Source organism: Vibrio sp. R78045 (genome assembly GCF_042466085.1).
GTDB lineage: Bacteria > Pseudomonadota > Gammaproteobacteria > Enterobacterales > Vibrionaceae > Vibrio > Vibrio cyclitrophicus.
The window spans coordinates 1478904-1502832 of record NZ_JAXHBS010000013.1 but is presented as its reverse complement, the minus strand read 5'-3'; the positions used below and the strand labels follow the sequence as shown (position 1 = coordinate 1502832).

Here is a 23929-nt window from a genome sequence, read left to right as displayed (position 1 = left end):
CGCCCCTTACTCGGCTTGTTCAGCAGCAGAAGGCTGGATGCGAACAGACATACCATTACGCACACGCTGCAAGCCCTGAGTGATGACCGCGTCGCCTTTCTCTAGTCCAGAGTGAACGATTACACCACCTTCAACCTGTCGACCCATTTCGATATTTCTACGCTCAGCCACAGGGGTTGCTTCGCCTTCGACCAACACCATTACAAAGTCACCTTCTAAGTCGGTTTGAACCGCACGACGAGGAATAGTCACAACATCAATAGATTGTTTATCACGAAGATCAACACGAACGTGCTGTCCTGGAAGCAATTGTTGTGCTGGGTTATCAGCAATGGCACGCATTGCGATCGTACCGGTATTCAGGTTAATTCGGTTACCTAAGAAGTCGAGCTGGCCTAGGTGTTCAAATACTTCACCACTTTCCAACACAATCTCAACTTCAACACGCGCAGAGTCGCTGCTGCCATCACCTTCAATACGATCCATGCCTAGCTCAATACGCTCACGTTCACTAATACTAAATGAAGCATGGATTGGGTCTAAACTAACCAAGGTAGTCAGTGCACCCGAAGACGGTGAAACCAGATCACCTTTACTCACTTTAGTGTCACTGATTCTTCCAGAAAAAGGCGCAACGATTTTGGTATGCGAAAGCTGAACGTTAGCTGCATTTAACTGAGCGTGGCTCGCTTCAAGTTGCGCTTGAGAACCTAATAAAGAAGCGGTCAATGCATCAAATTCAGATTGAGAAATACTGCCTTTCGGAAGTAGGTTTTTACCTCGGTTGAAATCAAGCTCGGCTTTTTTAAGGTTGGCATTCGCTTGAGCAACAGACGCTTTTGCACTTGCTACTTCAGCTTCAAATGAAGAAGGTTCGATTGAGTAAAGCAATTGACCTTTTTCGACCATTTGGCCTTCTTTGAAATGACGGCTTTGTAAATAACCAGAAACCTGCGCTGTGATCGCCGTGTCTTCAACGGCTTCAATACGACCGATATACGACTTACTTTGCTGGTGAGAAATAACACTAACATCCTGTACAGCTACGAGAGGTAAAGGCGCCTGGTTGGTATTTTGGGCGTCTTGCCCGCACCCAGCAAGAAAAAGAGAGCTTGCAAGAGCCGTAAGGATTAACTTTTTACGCATGGTTATACCGTCACTTATGAGAAATTGAACAGCATAAAAGTTACGTAACACAAATGCCTAAAATGTCCGAGGAATATCAATTATTACTTGAAATGTGTTTCAACGTGTAACACGAAACCTGATGCTTATAAAACACTTACAAACAAGTAACAATTTTACCCCAAATCACCCTTCCCACTTTTATCAACTAGGTATATTGACTAACATCATGTATCTTCGTACATAAGCATTCATATTTAATTACTTAAGGTAATTCACATGATTTCAAAATGGGCTAAACGTTTCTATCAAATGGCCGAGTTGGTTGGTTCTTGGAGTAAGGACCCATCAACACAAGTTGGTGCGGTAATTACTAAACATAACCGCATTGTCTCGGTGGGCTTTAATGGCTATCCTCATGGCGTATCTGACAGTGCTGATACTGATGATCGTGAAATGAAGTACCTCAAAACTCTGCATGCCGAAGAGAACGCAATTCTATTCGCCAAGCGTGATTTAGATAGCTGCGAAATTTGGGTGACTCACTTCCCTTGTCCTAACTGTGCTGCAAAGATCATCCAAACGGGTATCTCTGCCGTTCATTGCCCAGAACAAAGTGAGGACTTCCTTTCTCGTTGGGGAGACAAGATCAAAGTAAGCCAAGATATGTTTGAGCAAGCTGGTGTAACCGTCGATTGGTTACCACTCGCTGATTTAGACTAACTTCAGTAGGTGATCTGAAGTCGCGATCTCTACAAGCAAACTGCCCTGATAAGTACGTTGCCGCTAGCGTAGAGCTAGATTCCAAGTACAAAAAAGCCGAGAGTCGATATGATCGCTCTCGGCTTTTTATTTATTTCAGTAAAACTAACCTAACTAGGACATGCTTATACGCGCAACCTAGTTCAAACAGGAAAACTAGATTAAGCGCTAGCTGGAAATTCCAACGCGTACGCTTCCATAAAATCTTTGCGAATATCTTGCTCTAAGTGAACGGCTTTTTCCGTTGGGCAGAAAATCATAAAATGCACTTCTTGCTCGCCCGTTGAGTTGCTTGTGATATGAATATGAGGTTCAGAGCCTGGAAGGTCAACGCCAGCGTGCTTCTCGATCACACCATTATAACGACGGGCAACATCGATAAACTCTTCACAATGCTCTTCAATTTTCACGATAAGATCCGGCACCATTGGGTATAGATTTACAAAGTCTTTTACCGTCACAAAAAAGTTGTGATAGACATAGCGCTTCATGAAGTTGAGGTTCTTTACCGGATAAGTGAAGAACATGCTATTAGGTAGCGTGGCTGTCTTGCCAGTGAAGTGGTATTGCCCGTGATACAAATCGATTTCTTGAATCACAGTCGCCATCAAATTGTGCTCAATCACCTCACCACTGATTTTACCTACCTCAATCCAATCACCAATTCGGAACGAACGTGAACTCGCTCGCTGAATAGAGCCAGTGAAACACAAAATGATCTCTTTCGAAGCCACGACTATCGCAACGGCAATGGCAGTTACAGACAGTGCAAACTCGCTTATTTCAGGTTTCCACAAAACAAACATAGTGAACACAATCACAGCAAAAGTGCCGTTCTTTGTTCGTGACATCCAATTACGCTGGTCTTCACTAAGGAAAGCGACATCACCGCGAATTCGAGACAAGGTGATTCGACGGATGATTAAAATAATGCAAATGATCAGTGCACTAAAAATAAATTTATGAGCGAGTAGGAAATCTATTACTTGCCACATCTTTTCCATTACTTATTCCTTTAGCATTAAAACATTGAGCTCTATAACAATGAGCTTTACAGCGACTAACTCAACCATATTTAGGTCGATACAACACATTATAAAAAATCGCTCAGAAATGGAGCGCTTTTTCGTGCCTAAATTAGCTTAGGTAAGGCTATCATTTTATCTTGGCAGAAGTAATAAATTGGCCAAAAGTTTCACACCAAATCACAACCGTATTAAATCGATTAAGATCAGTGCTTTCCGGAAGGTTAACCATAAATCGGTCGAATGTTTTCACATCTCCCACTCTCAGTAACTCGCTTTTACTTTCATTAAAGGCTTGCTCGGTTTCAATAAACTTAGGAGAAAGGTAAACCTTATAATCCGGCCCCGGTGCCAGTTCACCTTCAAAAGCGATCGCACTTTCAGACACAGAAACGATGCCTTCTCCCCAATGTAAGAAGTCACTGTCTTGACGGTCTTTGCTGAACTCGCCTGTGTAGATAGCCTGTTGGCTGATCGCTTCAACCGAACTTGAAGACGGAGAATCAGGCTCAATCAAGATAGGTAGCGCATAAACACCAAGCCCAAAACCAACAGCACCCACGGCTAAGTGGGTACAAAGTAAAACTAACTTTTTCATCGCGTACTCCCTTATGCCTAAAGAAAGTATTATTGAATACCCTCAAAAATACAAAGAGATATCGCGTTTCAAACGGCTATTTTTGGTAATGTGTTGCCGTGCGTTGAGACAATTCAACAATCACTTTTACCGCTTGCTCCATACCTTGAATGGTAATAAATTCATGAATACCATGAAAGTTATAGCCACCAGTAAAGATGTTCGGACATGGTAGACCCATGAAAGATAAGCGAGCACCGTCTGTACCACCTCGGATAGGTTTGATCATTGGCTCAACATCGCATTCAATCATCGCTTGCTTTGCTAGCTCGATAATATGTTGATGTGGTTCAACCATCTCTTTCATATTGAAGTAGCTATCAGTTAGCACCAACTCAACACGGCCTTTCTCAAGACGCTCGTTCAGTTCATCCACTTTCTGTTGCATGAATGTCTTACGCGCTTCTACACCCTCACGTTCAAAATCACGGATGATATAACCCAGCTCAGAGCGAGCCACACCCATTTCAGCCGATTTCAAATGGTAGAAGCCTTCATAACCTTCAGTGCACTCTGGTGTATCTTGCGCTGGCATCATCAATTGGAATTGCGCAGCGATGTTCATTGAGTTCACCATTTTACCTTTTGCGGTACCCGGGTGAACGTTCACGCCATGACATATAACGTCAGCGCTCGTGGCATTGAAGTTCTCAAATTCCAATTCCCCTACTGGCCCACCATCGATGGTGTACGCCCACTCGGCGCCAAACTTTTCAACATCAAACAGGTTTGCACCACGGCCAATTTCTTCGTCTGGCGTGAAACCAATACAAATATCGCCATGTTTGATGTCTGGATTCGCTTTAAGATGGGCAATCGCACTGATGATTTCAGCGATACCCGCCTTGTTATCAGCGCCAAGTAGAGTTGTACCGTCTGTAGTGATAAGGTCATGACCGTGTAGGCCATCAAGGTCCGGGTATTGGCTTGGGTTCAAACTCTCACCACTTGTACCCAATTCAATCGTGCCACCTTGGTAGTCTTTGATCACTTGTGGTTTCACATTTGCTCCTGAAGCATCAGGAGCGGTATCCATATGCGCTACAAAACCAATAGCAGGAACCGCGTAATCAACATTAGACGGCAGCTTCGCCATCAAATACCCATTTTTGTCTAAAGAGACGTCCGCTAATCCCAATGCGACCAATTCTGATTTTAAGACTTCAGCAAACGTATTTTGCCCCGGAGAACTTGGGCACTGCTGATTAGAGGGATCGGATTTAGTATCAAAAGTAACGTAATTCAGGAAACGTTCTACAAGCTTTTCCATAATTTATCTCACCATGGATTAAGTAATTGATTTACTGACCTAATTGTTATCTAAAAAAACGATGTAGTATTCGATAAATACAAACACAAAGTCAGTAGCGAGGTTTTTCATCTTACGCCCCTGACCATCTGTGTAATTGCTCTAAATCATTATTGAGCGAAATTAAATAAGCCGCCTATACTGTAAAAAGAGGGTTTCGTCAGTTACACCTTGCACAGGGATGATAAACGATGACTTTGTACGCATTCTACGCCCTTCGCTCTCAGCCTAAAAAAAGTACAAAGTGGATGATGATCACAATTTATCCTTGATGCAGAATTTGTCATACGTTACACGGAGACACAGTTATGACGATTAATAAGTATTTCATTTTCTCTCCTCAAGCCTCTGAGGAAACGCTTCAACCAGTATTAACTGAGAAAGAAGTTCAAAGGCAGGAAGCTCTAAGACAGGCGCAGGCCCAAGGCGGGCTTGATACAAACGCTGCCTCTTAACTTAAGTTATACGACGTACCAATTTATAGTACCCCCAACAAATGAGCTCTACTTCTCTATGTCGTAGAGCTTTTTTTATGCTTGCCGATTTATTATCCATAAACCTTGGTACTGACCGAGTAAAGCAAACTCGCAACGCAAAAAAACGCCTGACTAAACCCACCAAAGCCATACCTTGTCGTGTCATTTTGTGCTAATAATTCATATTCGTTTTCATTCCTCACTCGCCCCTTTCAAAAACTATAACGCGAGTACCAGAGAACTTAACCACAGGAATCCCGAATTCAATGGAATACTCAAAACTAGGAAGTAGTCAAATTCCCGTTTCCCGAATCTGTCTAGGTAGCATGACTTGGGGGCTGCAAAATACTCAACAACAAGCTGACCAACAAATCGAATACGCACTAAGCCAAGGTATTAACTTTATTGATACCGCAGAGATGTACGCGGTGCCACCTTCACCTGACACTTACGGTAAAACAGAAGCGATTATCGGTAATTGGTTATCGCGTAATCCGCAGCGTCGCCAAGAATTAATCATCGCGAGTAAAATTGCCGGACCTGGACTTCCTTGGGTTCGAGATGGTGGTCCAATAACCGGTGAAGCCGTGATCGCAGCCGTTAACGCGTCATTAAAACGCCTACAAACAGACTATATCGACCTTTACCAACTTCATTGGCCAAATCGGACAACGCCTCACTTTGGTAAACATTTCCCAAATCATATTCGATTCAGCGATATCGACAGAAAACAACATGAAGCAGAGATGCTAGAGATCCTACAAGCCCTGGCGAGCTGCATTAAAGCGGGCAAGATTCGTCATGTCGGCTTATCAGATGACACAACTTGGGGCATTAACACTTACCTCAAGCTAAGCGAAAAGCATGATTTGCCGCGTATGGTCTCTATACAAAATGAATTTAGCCTGCTGCACGCAAAAGATTGGCCATATCTAATTGAGAACTGTGTGCATGAAGATGTCGCTTATCTACCATGGTCACCTTTAGCTGCAGGCATGTTGAGTGGAAAGTACATCGATGGCGCAAGACCGGAAGGTAGCCGTTGGACTTACATGCAACGTAAAGGCATCTTCCGTGATACTGAAACTGCCAATGAAGCGGTTAAAGGCTATGTTGAAGTGGCGAACGCACACGGGTTTACACCGAGCCAACTTGCATTAGCATGGTGTAATCAAGTTGATGGTGTCACCTCCACAATTATTGGTGCAACCACCATGGAACAACTGAAAGAAAACGTAGCAGCTTTCAGCAAGCCTCTATCAGAAGAGATACTCACTGATATCAACACAGTGTTTAAGAGCTACCCTGTTCCATATTAAGCTATAAGTTCACCTAGCCTTCTCAGTTCAGCTTAATCTTAAGCAAGTAAATCAGATAAGAGCGCGCTATTTAGTGCGCTTTTCTTTTTTAAGTTGGTTGCTTTTGCTTTTTAGTGGATCGCATGAGTTATCACGCTTTTGGTTCTCCAACCTTTGCTCTATAATGCGCGGGCTTATATCTAGGATAAAAACATGATTTCAAAAAACCAATTAAAACTCCTTCGTGCTTTGGGCCAAAAGAAACAACGTAAAGCCCACGGCCAGTTTCTAGTTCAAGGTGAAAAGAACGTTCTTGAGCTGTTCAATAGTGACTTAGTCGTGAAAAACGTCTTTGCTACCGCTGATTTCCTATCTGAAAATCACGCGTCATTGATTGAGTTTGATTGTGTTGAAGCCTCACTAGATGACCTAACCAAAGCAAGCACTTTGGTAAGTAACAACGCAGCGATTGCTGTAGTTGAGATCCCAACGTTTGAATTACCAAAAGCAACTGGATTGATGATTGCGCTGGATGGCGTGTCTGATCCGGGCAACCTAGGTACTATTATTCGCGTAGCAGACTGGTATGGCATTCAGCATATCGTTGCGAGCAGCGATTGTGCAGACCCATATAACCCGAAAACGATCAGCGCAACTATGGGCAGCTTTGGCCGAGTACACGTAAGCCAAACAGATTTACCTGAATACTTAGAACAAGCGAACCTGCCTGTTTACGGTGCGTTCTTAGAAGGCGAAAGTGTTCATAAGACGGAATTTACTGCCAACGGTATTTTACTGATGGGCAGTGAGTCTCACGGAATTCGTGAACAAGCCGCTAAATACGTAACTGATAAGATTACGATTCCAGCATTCGGTGGCGCAGAGTCTCTGAATGTAGCAATGGCGACCGGTATTATTCTCGACAACATGCGTCGTCAGCATAGCTAGATCTCATAAGCTAACGAGCCAGTCGACAGTGTTCAGATATTAAAAAGGCGTATTGATTAAATCAGTACGCCTTTTTATTTGAGTTCTTTTCAACAACTACTTTTCTAGCATTGCCAACTTATCAGACACACCATTCCATTTTTCAGCTTCATCCATCGGTGCTTTTACTTCCGTTTGCACTGGCCAGATCTCGGCAAGCTCGGCATTCACTTCAATAAAGATCTTTTGGTCTTCTGGCAATTCATCTTCTTGAAAGATCGCTTGAGCATCACATTCAGGTACACATAAACCACAATCAATACATTCGATCGGGTTGATTACCATGAAATTTGGTCCTTCATGGAACGCATCTGCGGGACACACTGCCACACAGTCTGTGTATTTACATTGAATACAATTATCGCCTACGACAAACGCCATGATGCTCTGCTCTATAAGTTAGTCAAAATTGAAGAATGGGGGATAATACTCATCCCAAGGCAAAATTCAACATCATACGACTCTAATATCGTGTCTATTTGCTCCATGCTTCCAAATTAGTATGACAGATAAATCAATTTCTCGTAAAATGCGCGCCATTGTGAGCTTATCGCTTCTTTCAACATCAGCGTTTTCATCAAACTCTGTATTAAGAAACGATCTAGCTAAGACACCTATAAAAACGAGACATCAAAATGATACGTTTAACCGAAATTAAACTCCCACTAGACCATGAAGAGTCAGCCATTCAAGACGCTATTGAAGCAAAGCTTGGCATTAACGCTGGTCAGGTACTATCTTTTAATATCTTTAAACGTGGCTACGATGCTCGTAAGAAATCAAAGATCTTACTTATCTACACGCTTGATGTTCTCGTTGAAAACGAAGCTGAGCTGCTAGAACAATTCATCAGCGATCCGCACGTAAAAGTGACTCCTGATATGGAGTACAAGTTTGTCGCTAAGGCCGTTGAGAACCAAACTGAGCGCCCTGTGGTTATCGGTTTTGGCCCATGCGGTCTGTTCGCTGGCCTAGTGCTTGCTCAAATGGGTTTCAACCCAATTATTGTTGAGCGCGGTAAAGAAGTTCGTGAACGTACTAAAGATACCTTTGGTTTCTGGCGTAAGCGTACGCTAAACACAGAATCAAACGTACAGTTTGGTGAAGGCGGCGCAGGTACTTTCTCTGACGGTAAACTTTATAGCCAAGTAAAAGATCCAAAGCACTACGGCCGTAAAGTAATTGAAGAATTCGTTGCTGCAGGCGCACCAGAAGAAATTCTATACGTGAGTAAGCCGCACATCGGTACCTTTAAACTGGTTACGATGATCGAAAAGATGCGTGCTTCTATCATTGAACTCGGCGGCGAAATCCGTTTCAGTACTCGTGTAGACGACGTTCATATGGAAGATGGCCAAATCACTGGCCTAACGCTTTCTAACGGTGAAGAAATCAAGTCACGCCACGTAGTACTGGCTGTTGGCCACAGTGCTCGTGACACGTTTGAAATGCTACATGAGCGCGGCGTTTACATGGAAGCGAAGCCTTTCTCTGTTGGTTTCCGTATCGAACACAAACAATCGATGATTGATGAAGCGCGTTTCGGTAAGAACGCAGGCAACCCAATCCTAGGTGCTGCGGACTACAAACTGGTTCACCACTGTAAGAATGGCCGCACTGTATACAGCTTCTGTATGTGCCCAGGCGGTACTGTAGTAGCTGCGACGTCTGAAGAAGGCCGCGTAGTAACTAACGGCATGAGCCAATACTCTCGTGCAGAACGTAACGCAAACAGTGCAATCGTTGTAGGTATCGACCCAGAGCGTGATTACCCAGGTGACGCACTGGCTGGTATCCGTTTACAACGTGAACTAGAAAGTGGCGCTTATGTACTTGGTGGTGAAAACTACGATGCACCAGCTCAGAAAATCGGTGACTTCTTGAAAGGTCGCGATCCAAGTGCAATCGGTGAAGTACAACCGTCGTTCACACCGGGTATCCACCTGACTGATATTTCAAAAGCACTGCCTGATTTCGCTATCGAAGCGATTCGTGAAGCAATCCCAGCGTTCGAGAAGAAGATCAAAGGTTTCTCTACACCAGACGGCCTACTAACTGGTGTTGAGACTCGTACGTCTTCTCCTGTATGCATCAAACGTGGTAAAGACTTCCAAAGCATCAACCTTAAGGGCTTCTTCCCTGCTGGCGAAGGTGCAGGCTACGCAGGCGGTATCCTTTCTGCTGGTATCGATGGTATTAAGGCTGCAGAAGCGCTAGCACTATCAATGGCAGAGCAAAACCAAGCCGAGAAGATTGAGATCGCTTAAACGCTTTCGATAAACCCAAGCTAAATAGCGAACACCCAAAACTGAAAATCCAGTGTCTTGTCGACACTGGATTTTTTTATGTGCATGTGACTAGCGGTGAGCAAGCAACATGGTAGAATGCAGCCATTAATCTTATCCTCATATAAGATTGTTGAACCTTTCCATCGCTATTTAGCCAAATCATACCGAGAAACTTATGCCATTTTCCAAGCTTGGATTAAGCTCACCTATTGTTAAAGCCGTTGCAAAACAAGGCTATGAAAAGCCAACCTCTATTCAAGAAAAAGCAATTCCGATTGTGCTTTCTGGTAAGAACCTAATTGCTGCTGCACAAACAGGTACAGGTAAAACTGCGAGCTTTGTTCTCCCTATCTTAGAAATGCTAAGTAAAGGTGAAACACAACGTAAAAAACGTATTCGTGCTGTTATTTTGACACCAACTCGCGAGCTTGCGATTCAGGTTGAACAGAACATTACTAAGTACGCAAAGTTCCTAAACCTGACATCATTAGCGATGTACGGTGGCGTGTCTTACCAACACCAGAAAGATCGTCTTATTGAAGGTGTAGATATTCTTGTGGCAACACCAGGTCGTTTGATCGATATGTACGGACAACGTGCCGTTCACTTTGATGAAGTCGAAGTACTGGTTCTTGATGAAGCCGACCGCATGCTAGACATGGGTTTCATTGAAGACATCAACAAAATCATCGCGCGTTTGCCACAAAATATTCAAAACTTGTTGTTCTCAGCAACGCTATCAACGCCAGTGCGTGCGCTAGCGAAAAGTGCAATCAGTGAAGCGGAAGAGATTTCTATCGCCAAGACTGACGCATCTAAAGCGAACATTGAACAATGGCTAGTTACAGTCGATAAGGACCGTAAATCTGCACTGTTAAGCCACATGATCACTGACGGCGAGTGGGACCAAGCACTTATCTTTATCGAGACTAAGCACGGCGCCGCTAAGTTGGTTGCTCAACTTGAAAAGCGTGGTATCCAAGCAGAAGCGTTCCACAGTGGACGTAGCCAAGCGATTCGTGAAAAGATTCTGGCTGACTTCAAGAAAGGTCGTCTAAAATATCTAGTTGCAACAGGGGTTGCTGCTCGTGGTATAGATATCGATAATCTAAGCCGCGTAGTCAACTACGACATCCCATTCCCAGCTGACGACTATGTTCACCGTATTGGTCGTACAGGCCGTGCTGATGCATCTGGTGAAGCGATCTCTTTCCTATCGAAAGATAACTTCAAGAACCTGTGTATTATTGAAAAACGTCTTGGTCACTTGATTGAACGTCGCGTTGTTGAAGGTTTCGAGCCACGCAAAGAAGTACCAATTTCAGTATTGAACTTCGTTCCTAAGAAGAAAAGAGAACAGCAACAAGACTAAGTAATTTCAGTTACAGAAAATACAAAAGTCACGTTAGCCAAAATGAAAATCAAACGAAGCCCTATGTGGCTTCGTTTTGTTCTTTGAAATACAAATAAAACTGAGGCAATAAGATGATCACTCCTATCGCAACGAGGTTAACCCGTGGGCAAGACCTAAAGCTTGAACTCCAAAAGCTTGTGACAGCGCACAATATCTCAGCGGGCTCTGTCGCGTCGTGTGTCGGGTGTGTTTCTCAACTCAATATTCGTTTGGCTAATGCGAACAACACCAAGCTAATCAAAGCTCCGTTCGAAATTGTGTCGCTTATGGCAACGCTAACCCCAAACCACCAGCATGTTCATATATCCGTTGCTGATGAAAATGGAAATGTGATTGGTGGGCACTTGCTTGAAGGGACGATTATCGCGACCACTGCTGAATTGATTGTTCACCGCTACGATACCTTGACCTTCAACAGAGAGCATGACGATTCGACAGGTTACACTGAGCTCACTATCAGCAACAACACGCAATAGATTGACCCGTAGCAGCACTAGCGCCCCATATAAAGCGATACAACCAAATAGTATTAGGAAACATGATGGCTCCAAACTCCGCAGATTCCGTTATCGTTCTCGATTTCGAAACCACAGGCTTATCACCCAATATGGGTGACCGAGCAATTGAAATCGGTGCGGTTAAATTAGTTAACGGCGAAGTCGTCGACACCTTCCAGCAACTCATGAATCCAGGGTTTCGTGTTAGCGGGTTCATTGAAAGCTATACCGGAATCAATAACCGTATGTTAAGCACGGCGGCCAGTTGCAGTGAAGTGATGGATGAATTTGCAGACTTTATCCAAGGCAGCCAACTTGTTGCTCACAATGCGTCGTTTGATAAGCGCTTTCTCGATGCGGAATTAGACTTTATTGGCCGAGACTACACAGGCAAGTTCGCTTGCTCAATGTTGATTGCTCGCCGCCTAATCCAAGACGCACCGACTCATAAGCTAGGCGACCTTGTGCGTTTTAAGAATATCGACAACGACGGTACTTTCCACAGAGCGTTAGCCGATTCAGAAATGACAGCACGATTGTGGTTATTGATGATTGATGAACTGCAAAGTGATCACGGTATTCAACAGCCGAGCTTTCAACTGATGCAGAAAATATCTAAGACCGCTAAAGGCTCGATTCCAAAGCTGCTAATGAGCAATCGCAATTAAAGCTATCAGCTACAAACCATAGATCGAAATAAAGGCTGATTCGTTTCGCGAAATCAGCCTTATTATATACAAGTGTTACTTAGAGCCGCCCTACTCTTGCAGTGCGACCAACGTTGACTTGAGGCTTTCTAATTCATTCATAAAATATACCCATTGCTTATCACTACTTGTGGCTGCGATATCGACCAAGAATTTGGCGGATGTCTCCGTATTCTTAGTAAGCGTGGATTCAAGGCCATCAGGATAATAAGCTTCATGGTTAAGCAACAGCTTCATAATAATAGGCTGAGCAATATGCAAATCAGTCTTCTTTTCAGTAAGCGTCGATAGAGCCTGATATGTATTATTTTGATATTTTCGCCAGCTGTCATTGGTATTTATCCACTCTTGCGACCAAGCAAAAATAATCTGTTTTTGTTCTTTCGATACCGAACCTAACCATCGTTCTAGCCTTTCTTTTACTCGTTCTCGGTATCGCTCTCTCGAATCTTCATCATTTAAGGACAATCTTTCTTGGTAGGAATCTTGTTGTTTCTCTCGAAAATTTTTAAGGAACTGATTATCTTGTTTCGCACTTAGCTGCATACTCAACGCATAAATATCAGGTGAGAATTTATTAACAATTGAGCGAATATGATTTTTTATTTGATCACTTTGGTTAACGATAAAAGCAGAGGTGAGCTCGGAGCGATCTACATTTTCAATCACTTCTAATTGTGAGACGTACAGCGGTAGTTGAGTTTCTTTGTGCCATTGCTGTAACAAATCCAATCGCTCTTCAAGTTCTGATTCTTGACTGTTAGTTAGAGAAACAAAGTCTTCGATATAACTCACAACAAACCAACTTATGTTGTTATAGGCGAATTTCGTCCCACACCCAGCAAATAGAAAACAGATCAATACGACTAGCCAACGGCACTTTCTCATCACACCCTCTCACAACATTTTACCAAGCAATGAAATACAAAACGATCTTCTAAGGTTAGCTCAAGATCTTAAAACATTACTTAATACCTTAAAATGCTAAAGCTACCTCTTATAAAACTAGCCCGAATAAGCCGTGACAGTAAAAACTTTGAGGTAAATTGAGACTTAGCCTTGATAATCTCACCATTTCGACAAATGATTAAACTAAAAATAATTAATAGCAGTGATAAAACTTATTTTTTATTGTTCATTTGAGGTAATGCGAATCCTATAAAAGAAATGGTGACGTATTTTAAATGATTAATATTTGGGAGGTAAGCTATGGCCGCTACTCCTCATTATACAAGCGAGTTACAGTACGAGCTTTGTTATTTTGACGATGGAAAGCTAACTACCATTACGATATATGCTAGCAACCGACAGGAAGCGATGGCTTGGTATCTTGGCGAAGGAAAACATATCAACGATGTTTATTCGATCAGACCTGACCAATGAACGTTTGAATAAAAAATAGACTTGGATACTAACAGGTATGTCGATGGGTTAATCTGCCATAGTGAGCCCTGGTAGAACACCCTTTACTGTCGCGAGTAGACAGTAAAGGGGTAAATTCTCAAATTACTTCAGAATTCGGGCGCGGAATTGACGACCCTTCATCTTACCTGATTCGATTTTGTTCAGTGCTTTCTTAGCCACAGATCTTTCTACCGCTACGTAAGCACGCATTGCGAACAGATTGATCTTACCCACTGATTTACCATCAATGCCGCCTTGACCCGTCAATGCACCAAGAATATCACCAGCACGAAGTTTCGCTTTCTTACCGCCATCAATCTGGATTGTCACCATGTTTGAGTAATATGGCTTAGCGATTGGTTTAGCTGGCAACTGAGACGGTTCGATTGGCATATCCATGTACTCATCGATTTGAGCAACACGGTACATCTCTTTTTCGCTAAAGAAGCTAATCGCAACACCTTTGCTTCCTGCACGACCAGTACGACCAATGCGGTGTACATGAACCTCAGGATCGCGAGACAGTTCAAAGTTGAACACTGCATCAAGGTTATCAACATCAAGACCACGAGCTGCAACGTCTGTTGCCACTAGAATCGAGATGGTTTTGTTTGAGAATTGAACCAAAGCTTGGTCACGCTCACGCTGTTCCATGTCGCCATGAAGCTCGATAACGCTAAAACCACGGTGGCTTAGCTCGTCGTTTACGTTCTGAACTTCTTTCTTAGTGTTACAGAACACAACCGCAGATTCTGGTTGATGATGAAGAAGGAGTAACTCTAATGCGTCATCACGAGCTTCAGTTCCTTCCACTTTGTAGAAGTGTTGCTGAATACTTGAGTGATCATGTGTTGATTCAACTTTCACCATTTCTGGGTTACGCATAATACGGTCTGCAACAGATTTAATCTGTTTAGGGAAAGTCGCACTAAACAATAGCGTTTGGCGATCTTTTGGTGCCGCTTCAATCACCGCATCTAGCGCATCTTGGAAGCCCATTTCCAACATACGGTCCGCTTCATCTAACACAAGCGTGTTGAGCTCAGAAAGATCAATACGCTCTTTCTCTAGGTGATCAAGAATACGACCAGGAGTACCCACAAGAATATGCGCGCCATGCTCTAGTGAACCAATTTGAGGTCCCATTGGCATACCGCCACAAAGTGTCAGTACTTTAATATTGTGAATACCACGAGCAAGAGTACGGATCTCTTTTGCTACTTGGTCTGCAAGCTCACGAGTCGGACATAACACTAAAGACTGAACACGGAAACGCTTAACGCGTAGGTTTTGCAGCACGCCTAAACCAAAAGCAGCTGTTTTACCTGAACCCGTTTTACCCTGACCGATAACATCCTTGCCATCCAGAATAGTAGGAAGACTTAACGCTTGAATAGGCGTCATTTCAGTATAACCAAGAGAATCTAACGTATTTAGAAGCTCTGGCTTAAGGGCGATTGAAGAGAATTTTGAAGTGCTCAATGGAAATATCCAACTGGTGAAAAACAGAGTGCATTATGAGTGTTTTTGAAAATTATTCCACCTTAATCACAGTTTTGGAGCAACATGTTAGGCGAATACAAAAAAACCAGCTGGGTCGCTGGTTTTTATGTTGTGACATCTAAGTCTGTATAGAAATACGAGTTCCTAAAAAGTCTTTAAGGCACACCGTGACCTTTAGATGCAACCCACACGCGATACCATTGCTCACGAGTCAGCTCGATCTTCAGAGCATCAACCGCCGTCTTCACGCGTTCAATCTTACCAGAGCCAATAATAGCGATCGGATTAGACGGTAAACGACGAACCCAAGCATAAATAACTTGGTCAATGCTATCTGCACCCACTTCTTGGCGAATTACTTCTAACTCATCACGAACACGAATCGCTTGTGCTGAATCACCACTGAAGATGCTACCGCCACCGAGGCAAGACCACGCCATTGGACGAATACGGTTCATCTGCAGTTGATCGAGCGTGCCGTCATGGGCTACTTCAAAGTTCAAGGGATTGATTTCAACTTGGTTAGTCACCAGTGGCTTACCGAGTCGAGATTGCAATAAGTCGAACTGACGCGGTGAAAAGTTAGAGACACCGAAGTGCTTAACCTTGCCGACTTTATGCAGTTCAGCGAACGCTTCTGCTACTTCATCTGCATCCATCAGTACATCTGGGCGGTGAATCAGTAATACATCCAGCTCGGTTACACCCAAGCGCTCTAGAGAATTATTTACTGATTGGTAAATATGATGCGCGCTGGTGTCATAATGATTGATCTTGCGATCAGGAGTATGGTCACCACACAAGTTGATGTCGCACTTGGTGACGATTTGGATATCATCACGAAGGCTTGGCTCAAGCGCCAATGCTTCACCAAACAACTTTTCACATTGGTAGTTACCGTAAATATCCGCGTGATCAACAGTTGTGATACCAAGATCAATGTGCAGCTTCAGGAAAGTCAGGCGTTGTTGCGGGGTCATACCCCACTCTGCTGTACGCCAGTATCCTTGCACCAACTCAGAAAGTTCTGGGCCTTGTGGCGCTGTCGTTACTCTTGCAACCATGGGTTGTCTCCTTTATCAATACTGCACGTATCCTAAGCTCGTTTTACCGAAGGCTCAACGTATAACAAATAGCAAAGGTAAACGCGTACTAAAAATGTGAGAGCCACAGAAAAACGAACACTTAAATGAATAATAGCTTGCTGTCTGCCCGTCAACCGTTCTCCTGAAAGGCTTGTTTACTCTGATGAATGACGAAACCATCTATAAATTTGAGCAATTAGAGACGATTTAGTTCAACCGTTAACTTGTCACCATCACTATGTAACTGAACCCAAGGAGCTGAAGAACGAGATGATGAAGAAGAATTAGGTACATTCCATACACTCACTTGCTCAGAGGAATGATGTGGTGAGTTGATGAATTTGACGAGTTGTTTATCTACCTTGTCGTAACCAACTCCCTCACGCTTCGCTTGTTCGAGTTGAGCGACCACATCAAACTCATCTTCCCCAATACGAATAGAACTGAGAGCAAAGCCATCTTGGCGAAGGTATACCTGAAGCTTTGTGTAACTTAGGTTCGAATAAGGCAGGTTTAAGCGAACCACCTCGACGCTTGAGTCGCCCAACTCCAATTCAACATAAACATCCAGATCGTAATACCGCGTCAAATCACTGCACAGAAGAGCACCTTCGATCTCGCCACAATCCATTAGATCATTATCGTTAACATAATTTTGAGAACTAGGTTGAGCTGAACTGCTGTTGAATACCGTTCGCAGCCACCAACTTTCACTCGCTTGCACAGAAAATGAAAAGGTATTCAGAGCCAATAACAAAGGTAGGATTAAAACAGGAAGAGTTCTCATTAATTGTGTTTATTTCGCGCGGTATGAAGCGTTCATTATACGTGACCAATCAACAAACACCCGCTCAAGCCACAAACTTTAGGCGAAAAAAACGGGCATATATGCCCGTTAGATAAATTCTATCGCCGAATAACGTAATCCGTCACATTGAGAACCATTACGAAATTAACAATTCCATTCCGCAAATCCAATGACAGAATGTTACACCAATCATTTATAACCACCTTCAATCGCAGGCTCTTCAAGCGATAGTCTTACTTTATTCCGTTGGATAGCTTCTGGCGGCAAACTGATGAAACCGTATTGGTTCAACACACCTTGATGTTCTTCCGACAGAGTAAGCCCAACAAAGAACTTCTCCTGTTCCGTAAAGTCTTTGCGATGCGCTGGAATATTCAGGTACATATAGTAAACCGTTGCTAATGGGTATCGACCTGAGAGAATCGTTTCTTTGTTCAAGTCGTAGTTCACACCTAGGTTGTCGACCACGCTTAACCATTTCACATCAGAGATTTGATCCGAGTAAACGGTGTAACCAATAGCGGCATCTTCGTCCTCAATCTTATTAATCAGATCCGGCAGATCTGCTAAGAATTGAGTATTCGCATATTCCCCGTCAGTTCCACACTCGACCCAATTTGAAAAGGTGGTATGGCCTTGCAAGTTGTGGTCGATAGCGAAAGGCAACATGTGTGTGTCTAGGCTTTCTCCATCACGAACGTCGCTGCTTGGCGTCCATTTAGGATGCTTAGGGTCGCTAGAGCACCCAAACACATCGATAAGTTCAGCAACGGTGATGGATGTGGCTGGGTTATTCTCATTCGCCAAAATCGCAATTACATCGGCGGTAAACATCAGCTCGGTCGGTCTGTAGCCGTAGCGCATGTCGAACCTAGCCATCTCTTTATCAGTCCACTTTTTGGAAGTAATACCAACACGTGAGCGTTGCATGATCATCTGCTCGGGGACGCTGTCACTCAGTAAAATCTCTAGATCGATCTCTTGGCTCTTAAGCAGATCTTCAACGAGCCCTTGCATATTAGGCTCAATCGCGACCAAACCAATATCACTCACGTCATTCGCTAACGTTGATACAGAAAAAAACGCAGGTACAGCAGCAAGCAGTAAGCCCGATTTATTAGATAGACGTTTCATTACTGGCCTCCTACTGGATCAATCGATGTCTTAGATTCAACATCACTATTGCTGTCGAGTTGCATCTCTGAGGTAAAGATATTCCAAGATGGATTTACTTCCATACTCTCTGCTTTTAACACCGCAATGGTTCTACGTTTACGCTTGTGAAGATGCTGAGTTAAGCTAGTAATTTGAGTAAATTCTTGTTCGAAGATTCGCTCTCCATCGATACCTCTGTCAATCAGAGCATCTCGAATGACACCCGTCCTTTTCTTGGCCAGTGCTTTGTTATAAACATTGGTACCTTCTGAACTCGTATCACCGACTAAGGTCACTGAGGCATCAGGTTGCTCCCCAAGTAAACGCACCAACTCGTTTAACACGGCGGTGTGTTCTGGTTTAAGAACGTATTTGTCGAAATCAAATGCCACGCTTAATACTTCAACGTCTTCAACAATTTTCCAGTTTGCACATCCCTTAATGTCAACGGTCACACCTTCTGGTGTATCGGCACACAGATCTCGCTGATTGATAACACCATCACGATCATTATCTGCCAAATCATCAATCTGATGACGAGTCATCGTCGTATCGGGCGTTTCTGCACATCCCATCAGCAAGATAGAACTAAGTAGCGCTAATTTAAAATGTCTCATTACTTGTTCTCCCCTTGCCACTCTTCTGGATGCTCAATTCTCAACGCGTAGGTCAACATGCCCATCGCGTTCAAAACTCGATATGCCGCCAATGTTTGATCGTATTCAGTGCTAATAAAGTTTCTTCGAGCCAAGAAGACTTCTACTTTCGCATCAAGTACGTCTAATAGGCTTCGTCTTCCAACATTGAATTGTTGGATATAACCAAGCTCTGCAATTTTTGCCGCATCTACGTTTTGTTGAAGTAGCGATTTTTGCTGCTCAAGCATTTTGTAGGCGTTCCAAGCGAGCTGAGTGCCCTCTTTAACCTCACGCTCCGTTCGTAATCGTATCGCTCTTGCTTCTTCAACTCGCCAAGCAGATGATTCAACTCTGGAGTCGGTAGAGAAGCCATTAAACAGGTCGTAATCCATCGTTAACATGATACGCGCATCTTCATCAACACCACCCGGAGGATTAGACACGTTGTCATTCTTGTTGGCATGAAGTTCGAGTTTAAGCTCAGGGTAGTAATCCCCCTTCTCACGGCGCATTTCTTTACGAGCGGCATCAATATCAAGCAAAGAAGCTTGGATTTCAGGGTGATTCTCAACAGCCTGTTCAAGCGCGACCTGTGCTGAACTTGGTAACAAAGCATAATCAAAACGTGGATAAACCAAGTTCACAGCAGGCTTGCCTACTAAGCGTAGGTATTGAGTTTGTAAATCAAACAGGTTGTTTTGAGCAGCGATTAGTGAAGATTGCGCCGTCGCAACACGGGCAGAAATCTGAGCCAAATCCGAATTGCTACTCAGCCCTTTGCTTTTTTTATCTTGGATATCTTGGTAGATCTCTTGGTGTTCTTTTACATTACGCTTAGACAGTTCAAGTAACGTCTCTGCCTTGAGAATATCGAGATAGTTTCTCACCACATCTAACGAGACGTTTTCAGCTCGCGAAATCAGAGTTAGACGCTCAGCTTCCGCTTCAAAGGTTAATCGGTCGACATTCGACGTCGTTTTAAAACCATCGAATAACAACTGGGATACTTTAACGCCAATCTCGGTTCTCGTTAGGCCACGATCATCGGTATCGAGTTTGCTGCCACTGTTGTAGCGTGTCTCTTCATAACCTGCTGCCGCGTACAAGTTCACTTGTGGCATATACAAACCACTCGCCGCGTCTCCGTCTCTGATCACCGATTGGTATCGGGAGTACTGCGCCAATATCTCTGGGCTATAGTCGATGGCAAAAGCCACGGACTCTTCTAATGAAGCTGCTTGAGACAGTCCACTCATTAGTAAGCAAGAAGAGAGTAAGAATTTTGAATGCATTACACTTCCTTTTATATTTATGCTTTAACACACTTCATCTCTCGCGAAGTGAGTTTTCCTTAGCTCGTAAAATTGGCTTCAACCAATAACTCAATACTGTTTTTTCACCCGTTAATATATCCACCGCAACCTGCATCCCCGGGATAATACTGAACGCAGAGTTGTGTTGTTGATCTTCATCTAATTGAATGTGGGCGCGATAATAGGCATTACCGTCTTCCGTTTGTAAGGCGTCAGCACTGACATAAATCACCTCGCCTTTAAGTCCGCCATAAATGACAAAATCATAGGCCGTGAATTTAACGGTTGCGCCTAACCCATTATGAACAAACGCGATATCTTGCGGAGAGATCCTCGCTTCAACAATCAGATCACTGTTTGATGGAATGATCTCAATAATCGGCTCGCCGGGACGAACAACACCGCCAATAGTACGAACGAATATCTCTTTCACCGTGCCATCAACAGGCGCTAAGATTTGTGTTCGTTTCAGTTGGTCGGCAATAGCTTGTTGGCTTTCGTTCAATTGCGCTATTTTGCTGGCAACTTCGTTCAGTTGGCCTTGTACTTTGGCGCGAAAATCTAACGCGATGCTGCGGTGGTCGGCTATCGATTCTGAGTAAGCAGCAATCTGTTTCTGAGCCGCCACTTTTGAGCTGGCAATATCGCCTTTCAACTTGACCACATCACGGTTAAGTTTCAGCAACTCAACTTCTGCAACCGCACCGCTAGCAACCACATCTTTCAACATGTTGCGCTCTCGAATAACGATATCGAGGCTGCTTTCTAAAGTCTGAATATTATTGAGCGTATCGACACGTGCTTGGTCTTGTTGCTCGATGCGAAGTGCCGCCTCTTCCAGTTCCGATTTCAACTGACCTAAACGTTCTCGATAGTTGGCTTTGGCGTTCATTAATGCCGGATGGCTCGATACATCGATGACAATATCTTGTGGCACCAAGACCACTCGTTCAAACCACTCTTTTGCATCGTTATTTAAAACGACTGTCGACAGCTCTGCTTTCAATCTTAATTGTTGAGCCAGTAAGGTATCCGCTTGTTGAGCCGACTCTAAAAAAGCCGCTTTAAAACGAGTGTCTTCTAACTTAGCTAAAGGCTGTCCTTTCAACACTGATTGACCTTGTCGCACCATGATCTCTTGAACTAGACCACCTTCTAAGCTCTGAATGGTTTGTACAGAAAGGCTAGGAACGACTTTGCCCTCGCCGATCACGACTTCTTCCAATGTTGCCCATGACGCCCAACCGATGATAGACACAATCAATAACGCACTTAGCCAGATCAGCTTGCGAGAACGAAATGCCAAGTGGTTGTTGGTCCATTGAATATCATTACTCATGACGGCCTCCCTTCACCACTGAAACCGTCTTAAACCGACTCGCCCCTTTGGGTGCACTTTTCTTCTGTAGAGAGAGAATGTCTTTTGGCTCACCCTCTGCCACGATCTGACCTTTATCTAATACAACCACACGATCACACATCATCAAGAAGGAAGATTTGTGCGAGCTGATCAGCATCGAGGTTTCTCTTGGCATACTTTGCAACGCATTGAAGAACTGTATCTCGGCTTGATTATCAAGTGCGCTGGTTGGCTCATCCATGATCAGTAATTTTGGACAGCGATAAAGCGCCCTGGCGATAGCAACAGCTTGTCGTTGTCCTCCTGAAAGCAATCTACCACCTTCACCGACAGGCGTTTCTAAGCCATTGCTTAAGCGCCCCATGTAACCGTTAAGGCCAGACTGTTGCAGCGCTAGTCTTAGCTTTTCTTCATCAACGTTGGTCGCACCCAGTGTGACGTTGTCGTAAACACTGCCAAAGATAAGATTGGTGGTTTGCCCCACCCAACCCATACCACTGCGCAAGACACTGGTTGGCCATAACTGCCCATCAATCTCTTGATAGAAAGCTTGTCCTGTTGTTGGCAAATACTGGCGTGCAACAATCGATAAAAGTGTGGTTTTTCCTGCGCCTGCCGCACCAACAAGGCCAACTCGCTCACCCGGTTTTATTTCAAAAGAGATTTCCTTTAGCGCTGGGCTTTGAGTCTCTGGATAAGTAAACGTAACTTCATCCAGCCTAACCCCGCCGTCAAAGTCACCCTTATCAATCACTTGATGCTTGGACTCTTCTTGCGGTAAGTCCATGATCTGATTTAGGCCTTCAACGGCTGAGCGTGTTTGTTGAAACCTCAGCAATAGAAGAGAAAGTTGGTTCACCGAGCTTGCGGCACGTCCACTCAACATCACCACAGCTATCAAACCACCCATACTCAGCAAGCCTTCAGAGATCTGATACACGCCGAAGATGATGAGAGTAATGGTGACGATCTGCTGACTCGATTGAATGGAATGTGTCACGATATTAGAGTAGTGGCGAGATTGAGTCTGCCATTGAGAGAGCGATGAAATAGTCTGTTCCCAACGCTTCTGGGTAATACCTTCAGCATTGTTTTGCTTGATATCCGGAAGAGTTGTTAAGCAATCAAACAGCTGTGCTTGTCTTTGTGTCGACAAACGTGCGGTTTCATCGAATGTTTTCTCGACTTTACCTTTCATCGCAATGCTTAGCACGATCAATACCAACATGATCGCGACAGGGATGAACATCATCGCACCACCGAGCCAGCCGATAAGGAATAGGAATAACAAGGTGAATGGCAGGTCGACTAAAGTAACCAAAGAAATAGAAGTGAAGAAATCTTTCACGCTATCGAAATCTTGAAGCTGTCTGGCAAAGGCGCCTACCGACTGAGGTCGATTTTCCAACTTCATACCAAGGACTTTTGAGAACAATTGGGAAGACAACTTGTTATCAATATAGCGCCCAGCCATATCAGTCACAGAGCTGCGTGAGCTTCTCAACACCCAATCAAAAATAACGACAATACCAACGCCTGCTGCCAGAACCCAAAGCGTGTTAAACGCTTGGTTTGGCACCACGCGGTCGTACACGTTCATGGTAAACAGAGGCACGACTAGCGCGAGTAAGTTGATCAAGAATGAAGCGATAAACAGGTCTCGATACCAAGGTTTCACTTCTTTGACGACACGCCATAACCAACGGGTGTTGGATTTATTCTCGCTACGTTCATGGGATTGAACACGCGCATCATCAAGTGCTTGAGCACCTACTTGCCACACATACGATTCCACTTGAGCAACCAAGTCTTTTAACGATGTTTCTTGGCTTGAGTTGGTTTCACAATCCAATACTTGAAATTCGCCACCGGAGCCTTGAGTGACAACAAGGGGGCTCCCTGTCGCGGAATTAACAGCAACAACAGGGAACTGACATTGAGTCAGTAATTCTTTTTTAACGTGGCTCAAAGTTAACCCCGATTTTTCAATAGCTCTTGGAAAAAGGGATTCATTGAGCCTTCCTTCATTTAAAGGTAGGCCAGACACTATTTTGGAAGGATGGCTGCGAACATTAAAATGCTCACATAACCATTCAACACAACCTAGCCAGCTGTCTTTTTGTTCTACCAATCTAAAC

23 protein-coding genes are annotated in these 23929 nt (G+C 43.9%); 9 read left to right on the top strand and 14 right to left on the bottom strand.

Annotated elements, in window-relative coordinates:
* Positions 1–6 precede the first annotated feature (6 nt).
* On the bottom strand, positions 7–1146 hold the full coding sequence (locus SJY39_RS17140) for an efflux RND transporter periplasmic adaptor subunit (RefSeq protein WP_016793077.1): 1140 nt from the start codon (positions 1144–1146) through the stop codon (positions 7–9).
* A gap of 258 nt (positions 1147–1404) precedes the next feature.
* On the opposite strand from SJY39_RS17140, the gene SJY39_RS17135 reads away from it, so the two are divergent.
* A complete protein-coding gene (locus tag SJY39_RS17135) occupies positions 1405–1848 on the top strand; it encodes a dCMP deaminase family protein (RefSeq protein WP_010431039.1) in 444 nt (147 codons plus the stop codon).
* Between the two features lie 200 nt (positions 1849–2048).
* On the opposite strand, the gene SJY39_RS17130 is transcribed toward SJY39_RS17135, so the two are convergent.
* The 3 genes from SJY39_RS17130 to pepT all read right to left on the bottom strand — a co-directional run bounded on the left by SJY39_RS17130 (position 2049) and on the right by pepT (position 4819).
* Positions 2049–2891 (bottom strand): mechanosensitive ion channel family protein, encoded by an 843-nt coding sequence (locus SJY39_RS17130; protein WP_016793078.1) that lies wholly within the window; start codon positions 2889–2891, stop codon positions 2049–2051.
* 151 nt (positions 2892–3042) lie between these two features.
* A complete protein-coding gene (locus tag SJY39_RS17125) occupies positions 3043–3510 on the bottom strand; it encodes a DM13 domain-containing protein (protein WP_010431045.1) in 468 nt (155 codons plus the stop codon).
* A 76-nt stretch (positions 3511–3586) separates the two neighbouring features.
* A complete protein-coding gene (gene pepT, locus SJY39_RS17120; protein WP_010431048.1) occupies positions 3587–4819 on the bottom strand; it encodes a peptidase T in 1233 nt (410 codons plus the stop codon).
* Between the two features lie 347 nt (positions 4820–5166).
* On the opposite strand from pepT, the gene SJY39_RS17115 reads away from it, so the two are divergent.
* The 3 genes from SJY39_RS17115 to SJY39_RS17105 all read left to right on the top strand — a co-directional run bounded on the left by SJY39_RS17115 (position 5167) and on the right by SJY39_RS17105 (position 7580).
* The gene (locus SJY39_RS17115; protein ID WP_010431051.1) at positions 5167–5313 is read left to right on the top strand and encodes a hypothetical protein; all 147 of its coding nucleotides are present in this window, start codon (positions 5167–5169) and stop codon (positions 5311–5313) included.
* 287 nt (positions 5314–5600) lie between these two features.
* On the top strand, positions 5601–6653 hold the full coding sequence (locus SJY39_RS17110; protein WP_032545978.1) for an aldo/keto reductase: 1053 nt from the start codon (positions 5601–5603) through the stop codon (positions 6651–6653).
* A gap of 192 nt (positions 6654–6845) precedes the next feature.
* Positions 6846–7580: an RNA methyltransferase gene (locus SJY39_RS17105; RefSeq protein ID WP_016793079.1), complete on the top strand. Its 735-nt coding sequence runs from the start codon at positions 6846–6848 to the stop codon at positions 7578–7580.
* 96 nt (positions 7581–7676) lie between these two features.
* Here the strand turns inward: SJY39_RS17105 and fdxA are convergent, their stop codons facing one another.
* Positions 7677–8000, bottom strand: coding sequence for a ferredoxin FdxA (gene fdxA / locus SJY39_RS17100; protein ID WP_004731764.1), 324 nt, complete (start codon positions 7998–8000; stop codon positions 7677–7679).
* Positions 8001–8254: 254 nt separating this feature from the next.
* Here fdxA and SJY39_RS17095 point away from each other — a divergent pair, with 254 nt between their 5' ends.
* The 4 genes from SJY39_RS17095 to SJY39_RS17080 all read left to right on the top strand — a co-directional run bounded on the left by SJY39_RS17095 (position 8255) and on the right by SJY39_RS17080 (position 12486).
* Positions 8255–9886 (top strand): NAD(P)/FAD-dependent oxidoreductase, encoded by a 1632-nt coding sequence (locus SJY39_RS17095; RefSeq protein WP_010431061.1) that lies wholly within the window; start codon positions 8255–8257, stop codon positions 9884–9886.
* A gap of 196 nt (positions 9887–10082) precedes the next feature.
* The gene (locus SJY39_RS17090; RefSeq protein ID WP_010431064.1) at positions 10083–11279 is read left to right on the top strand and encodes a DEAD/DEAH box helicase; all 1197 of its coding nucleotides are present in this window, start codon (positions 10083–10085) and stop codon (positions 11277–11279) included.
* 113 nt (positions 11280–11392) lie between these two features.
* Positions 11393–11797: a PPC domain-containing DNA-binding protein gene (locus SJY39_RS17085; protein ID WP_010431067.1), complete on the top strand. Its 405-nt coding sequence runs from the start codon at positions 11393–11395 to the stop codon at positions 11795–11797.
* A gap of 65 nt (positions 11798–11862) precedes the next feature.
* Entirely contained in the window at positions 11863–12486 is a 624-nt protein-coding gene (locus SJY39_RS17080; RefSeq protein WP_010431070.1) for a PolC-type DNA polymerase III, read from the top strand.
* Positions 12487–12576: 90 nt separating this feature from the next.
* Here SJY39_RS17080 and SJY39_RS17075 read toward each other — a convergent pair whose 3' ends face one another.
* A complete protein-coding gene (locus SJY39_RS17075; RefSeq protein ID WP_010431073.1) occupies positions 12577–13413 on the bottom strand; it encodes a DUF6279 family lipoprotein in 837 nt (278 codons plus the stop codon).
* A 321-nt stretch (positions 13414–13734) separates the two neighbouring features.
* Here SJY39_RS17075 and SJY39_RS17070 point away from each other — a divergent pair, with 321 nt between their 5' ends.
* Positions 13735–13908, top strand: coding sequence for a hypothetical protein (locus tag SJY39_RS17070; protein ID WP_010431076.1), 174 nt, complete (start codon positions 13735–13737; stop codon positions 13906–13908).
* A gap of 123 nt (positions 13909–14031) precedes the next feature.
* On the opposite strand, the gene dbpA is transcribed toward SJY39_RS17070, so the two are convergent.
* From dbpA to SJY39_RS17030, 8 genes are all read right to left on the bottom strand, one after another.
* Positions 14032–15411, bottom strand: coding sequence for an ATP-dependent RNA helicase DbpA (gene dbpA, locus SJY39_RS17065; RefSeq protein WP_016791114.1), 1380 nt, complete (start codon positions 15409–15411; stop codon positions 14032–14034).
* Positions 15412–15587: 176 nt separating this feature from the next.
* Complete coding sequence (locus SJY39_RS17060; protein ID WP_016791115.1) at positions 15588–16496, bottom strand: aldo/keto reductase family oxidoreductase; 909 nt, start codon at positions 16494–16496, stop codon at positions 15588–15590.
* A gap of 217 nt (positions 16497–16713) precedes the next feature.
* Positions 16714–17304 (bottom strand): hypothetical protein, encoded by a 591-nt coding sequence (locus tag SJY39_RS17055; protein WP_016793080.1) that lies wholly within the window; start codon positions 17302–17304, stop codon positions 16714–16716.
* A gap of 210 nt (positions 17305–17514) precedes the next feature.
* Positions 17515–18459: a PstS family phosphate ABC transporter substrate-binding protein gene (locus tag SJY39_RS17050; RefSeq protein WP_102282443.1), complete on the bottom strand. Its 945-nt coding sequence runs from the start codon at positions 18457–18459 to the stop codon at positions 17515–17517.
* The gene (locus SJY39_RS17045; protein ID WP_016793082.1) at positions 18459–19097 is read right to left on the bottom strand and encodes an OmpA family protein; all 639 of its coding nucleotides are present in this window, start codon (positions 19095–19097) and stop codon (positions 18459–18461) included. The genes SJY39_RS17050 and SJY39_RS17045 overlap by 1 nt, the downstream gene beginning before the upstream one ends.
* Entirely contained in the window at positions 19097–20410 is a 1314-nt protein-coding gene (locus SJY39_RS17040; protein WP_016793083.1) for a TolC family outer membrane protein, read from the bottom strand. The genes SJY39_RS17045 and SJY39_RS17040 overlap by 1 nt, the downstream gene beginning before the upstream one ends.
* A gap of 34 nt (positions 20411–20444) precedes the next feature.
* On the bottom strand, positions 20445–21770 hold the full coding sequence (locus SJY39_RS17035; RefSeq protein WP_016793084.1) for an HlyD family type I secretion periplasmic adaptor subunit: 1326 nt from the start codon (positions 21768–21770) through the stop codon (positions 20445–20447).
* Complete coding sequence (locus SJY39_RS17030) at positions 21763–23922, bottom strand: type I secretion system permease/ATPase (protein ID WP_016791119.1); 2160 nt, start codon at positions 23920–23922, stop codon at positions 21763–21765. Before SJY39_RS17030 ends, SJY39_RS17035 begins: the two co-directional genes overlap by 8 nt.
* Positions 23923–23929: the final 7 nt, after the last annotated feature.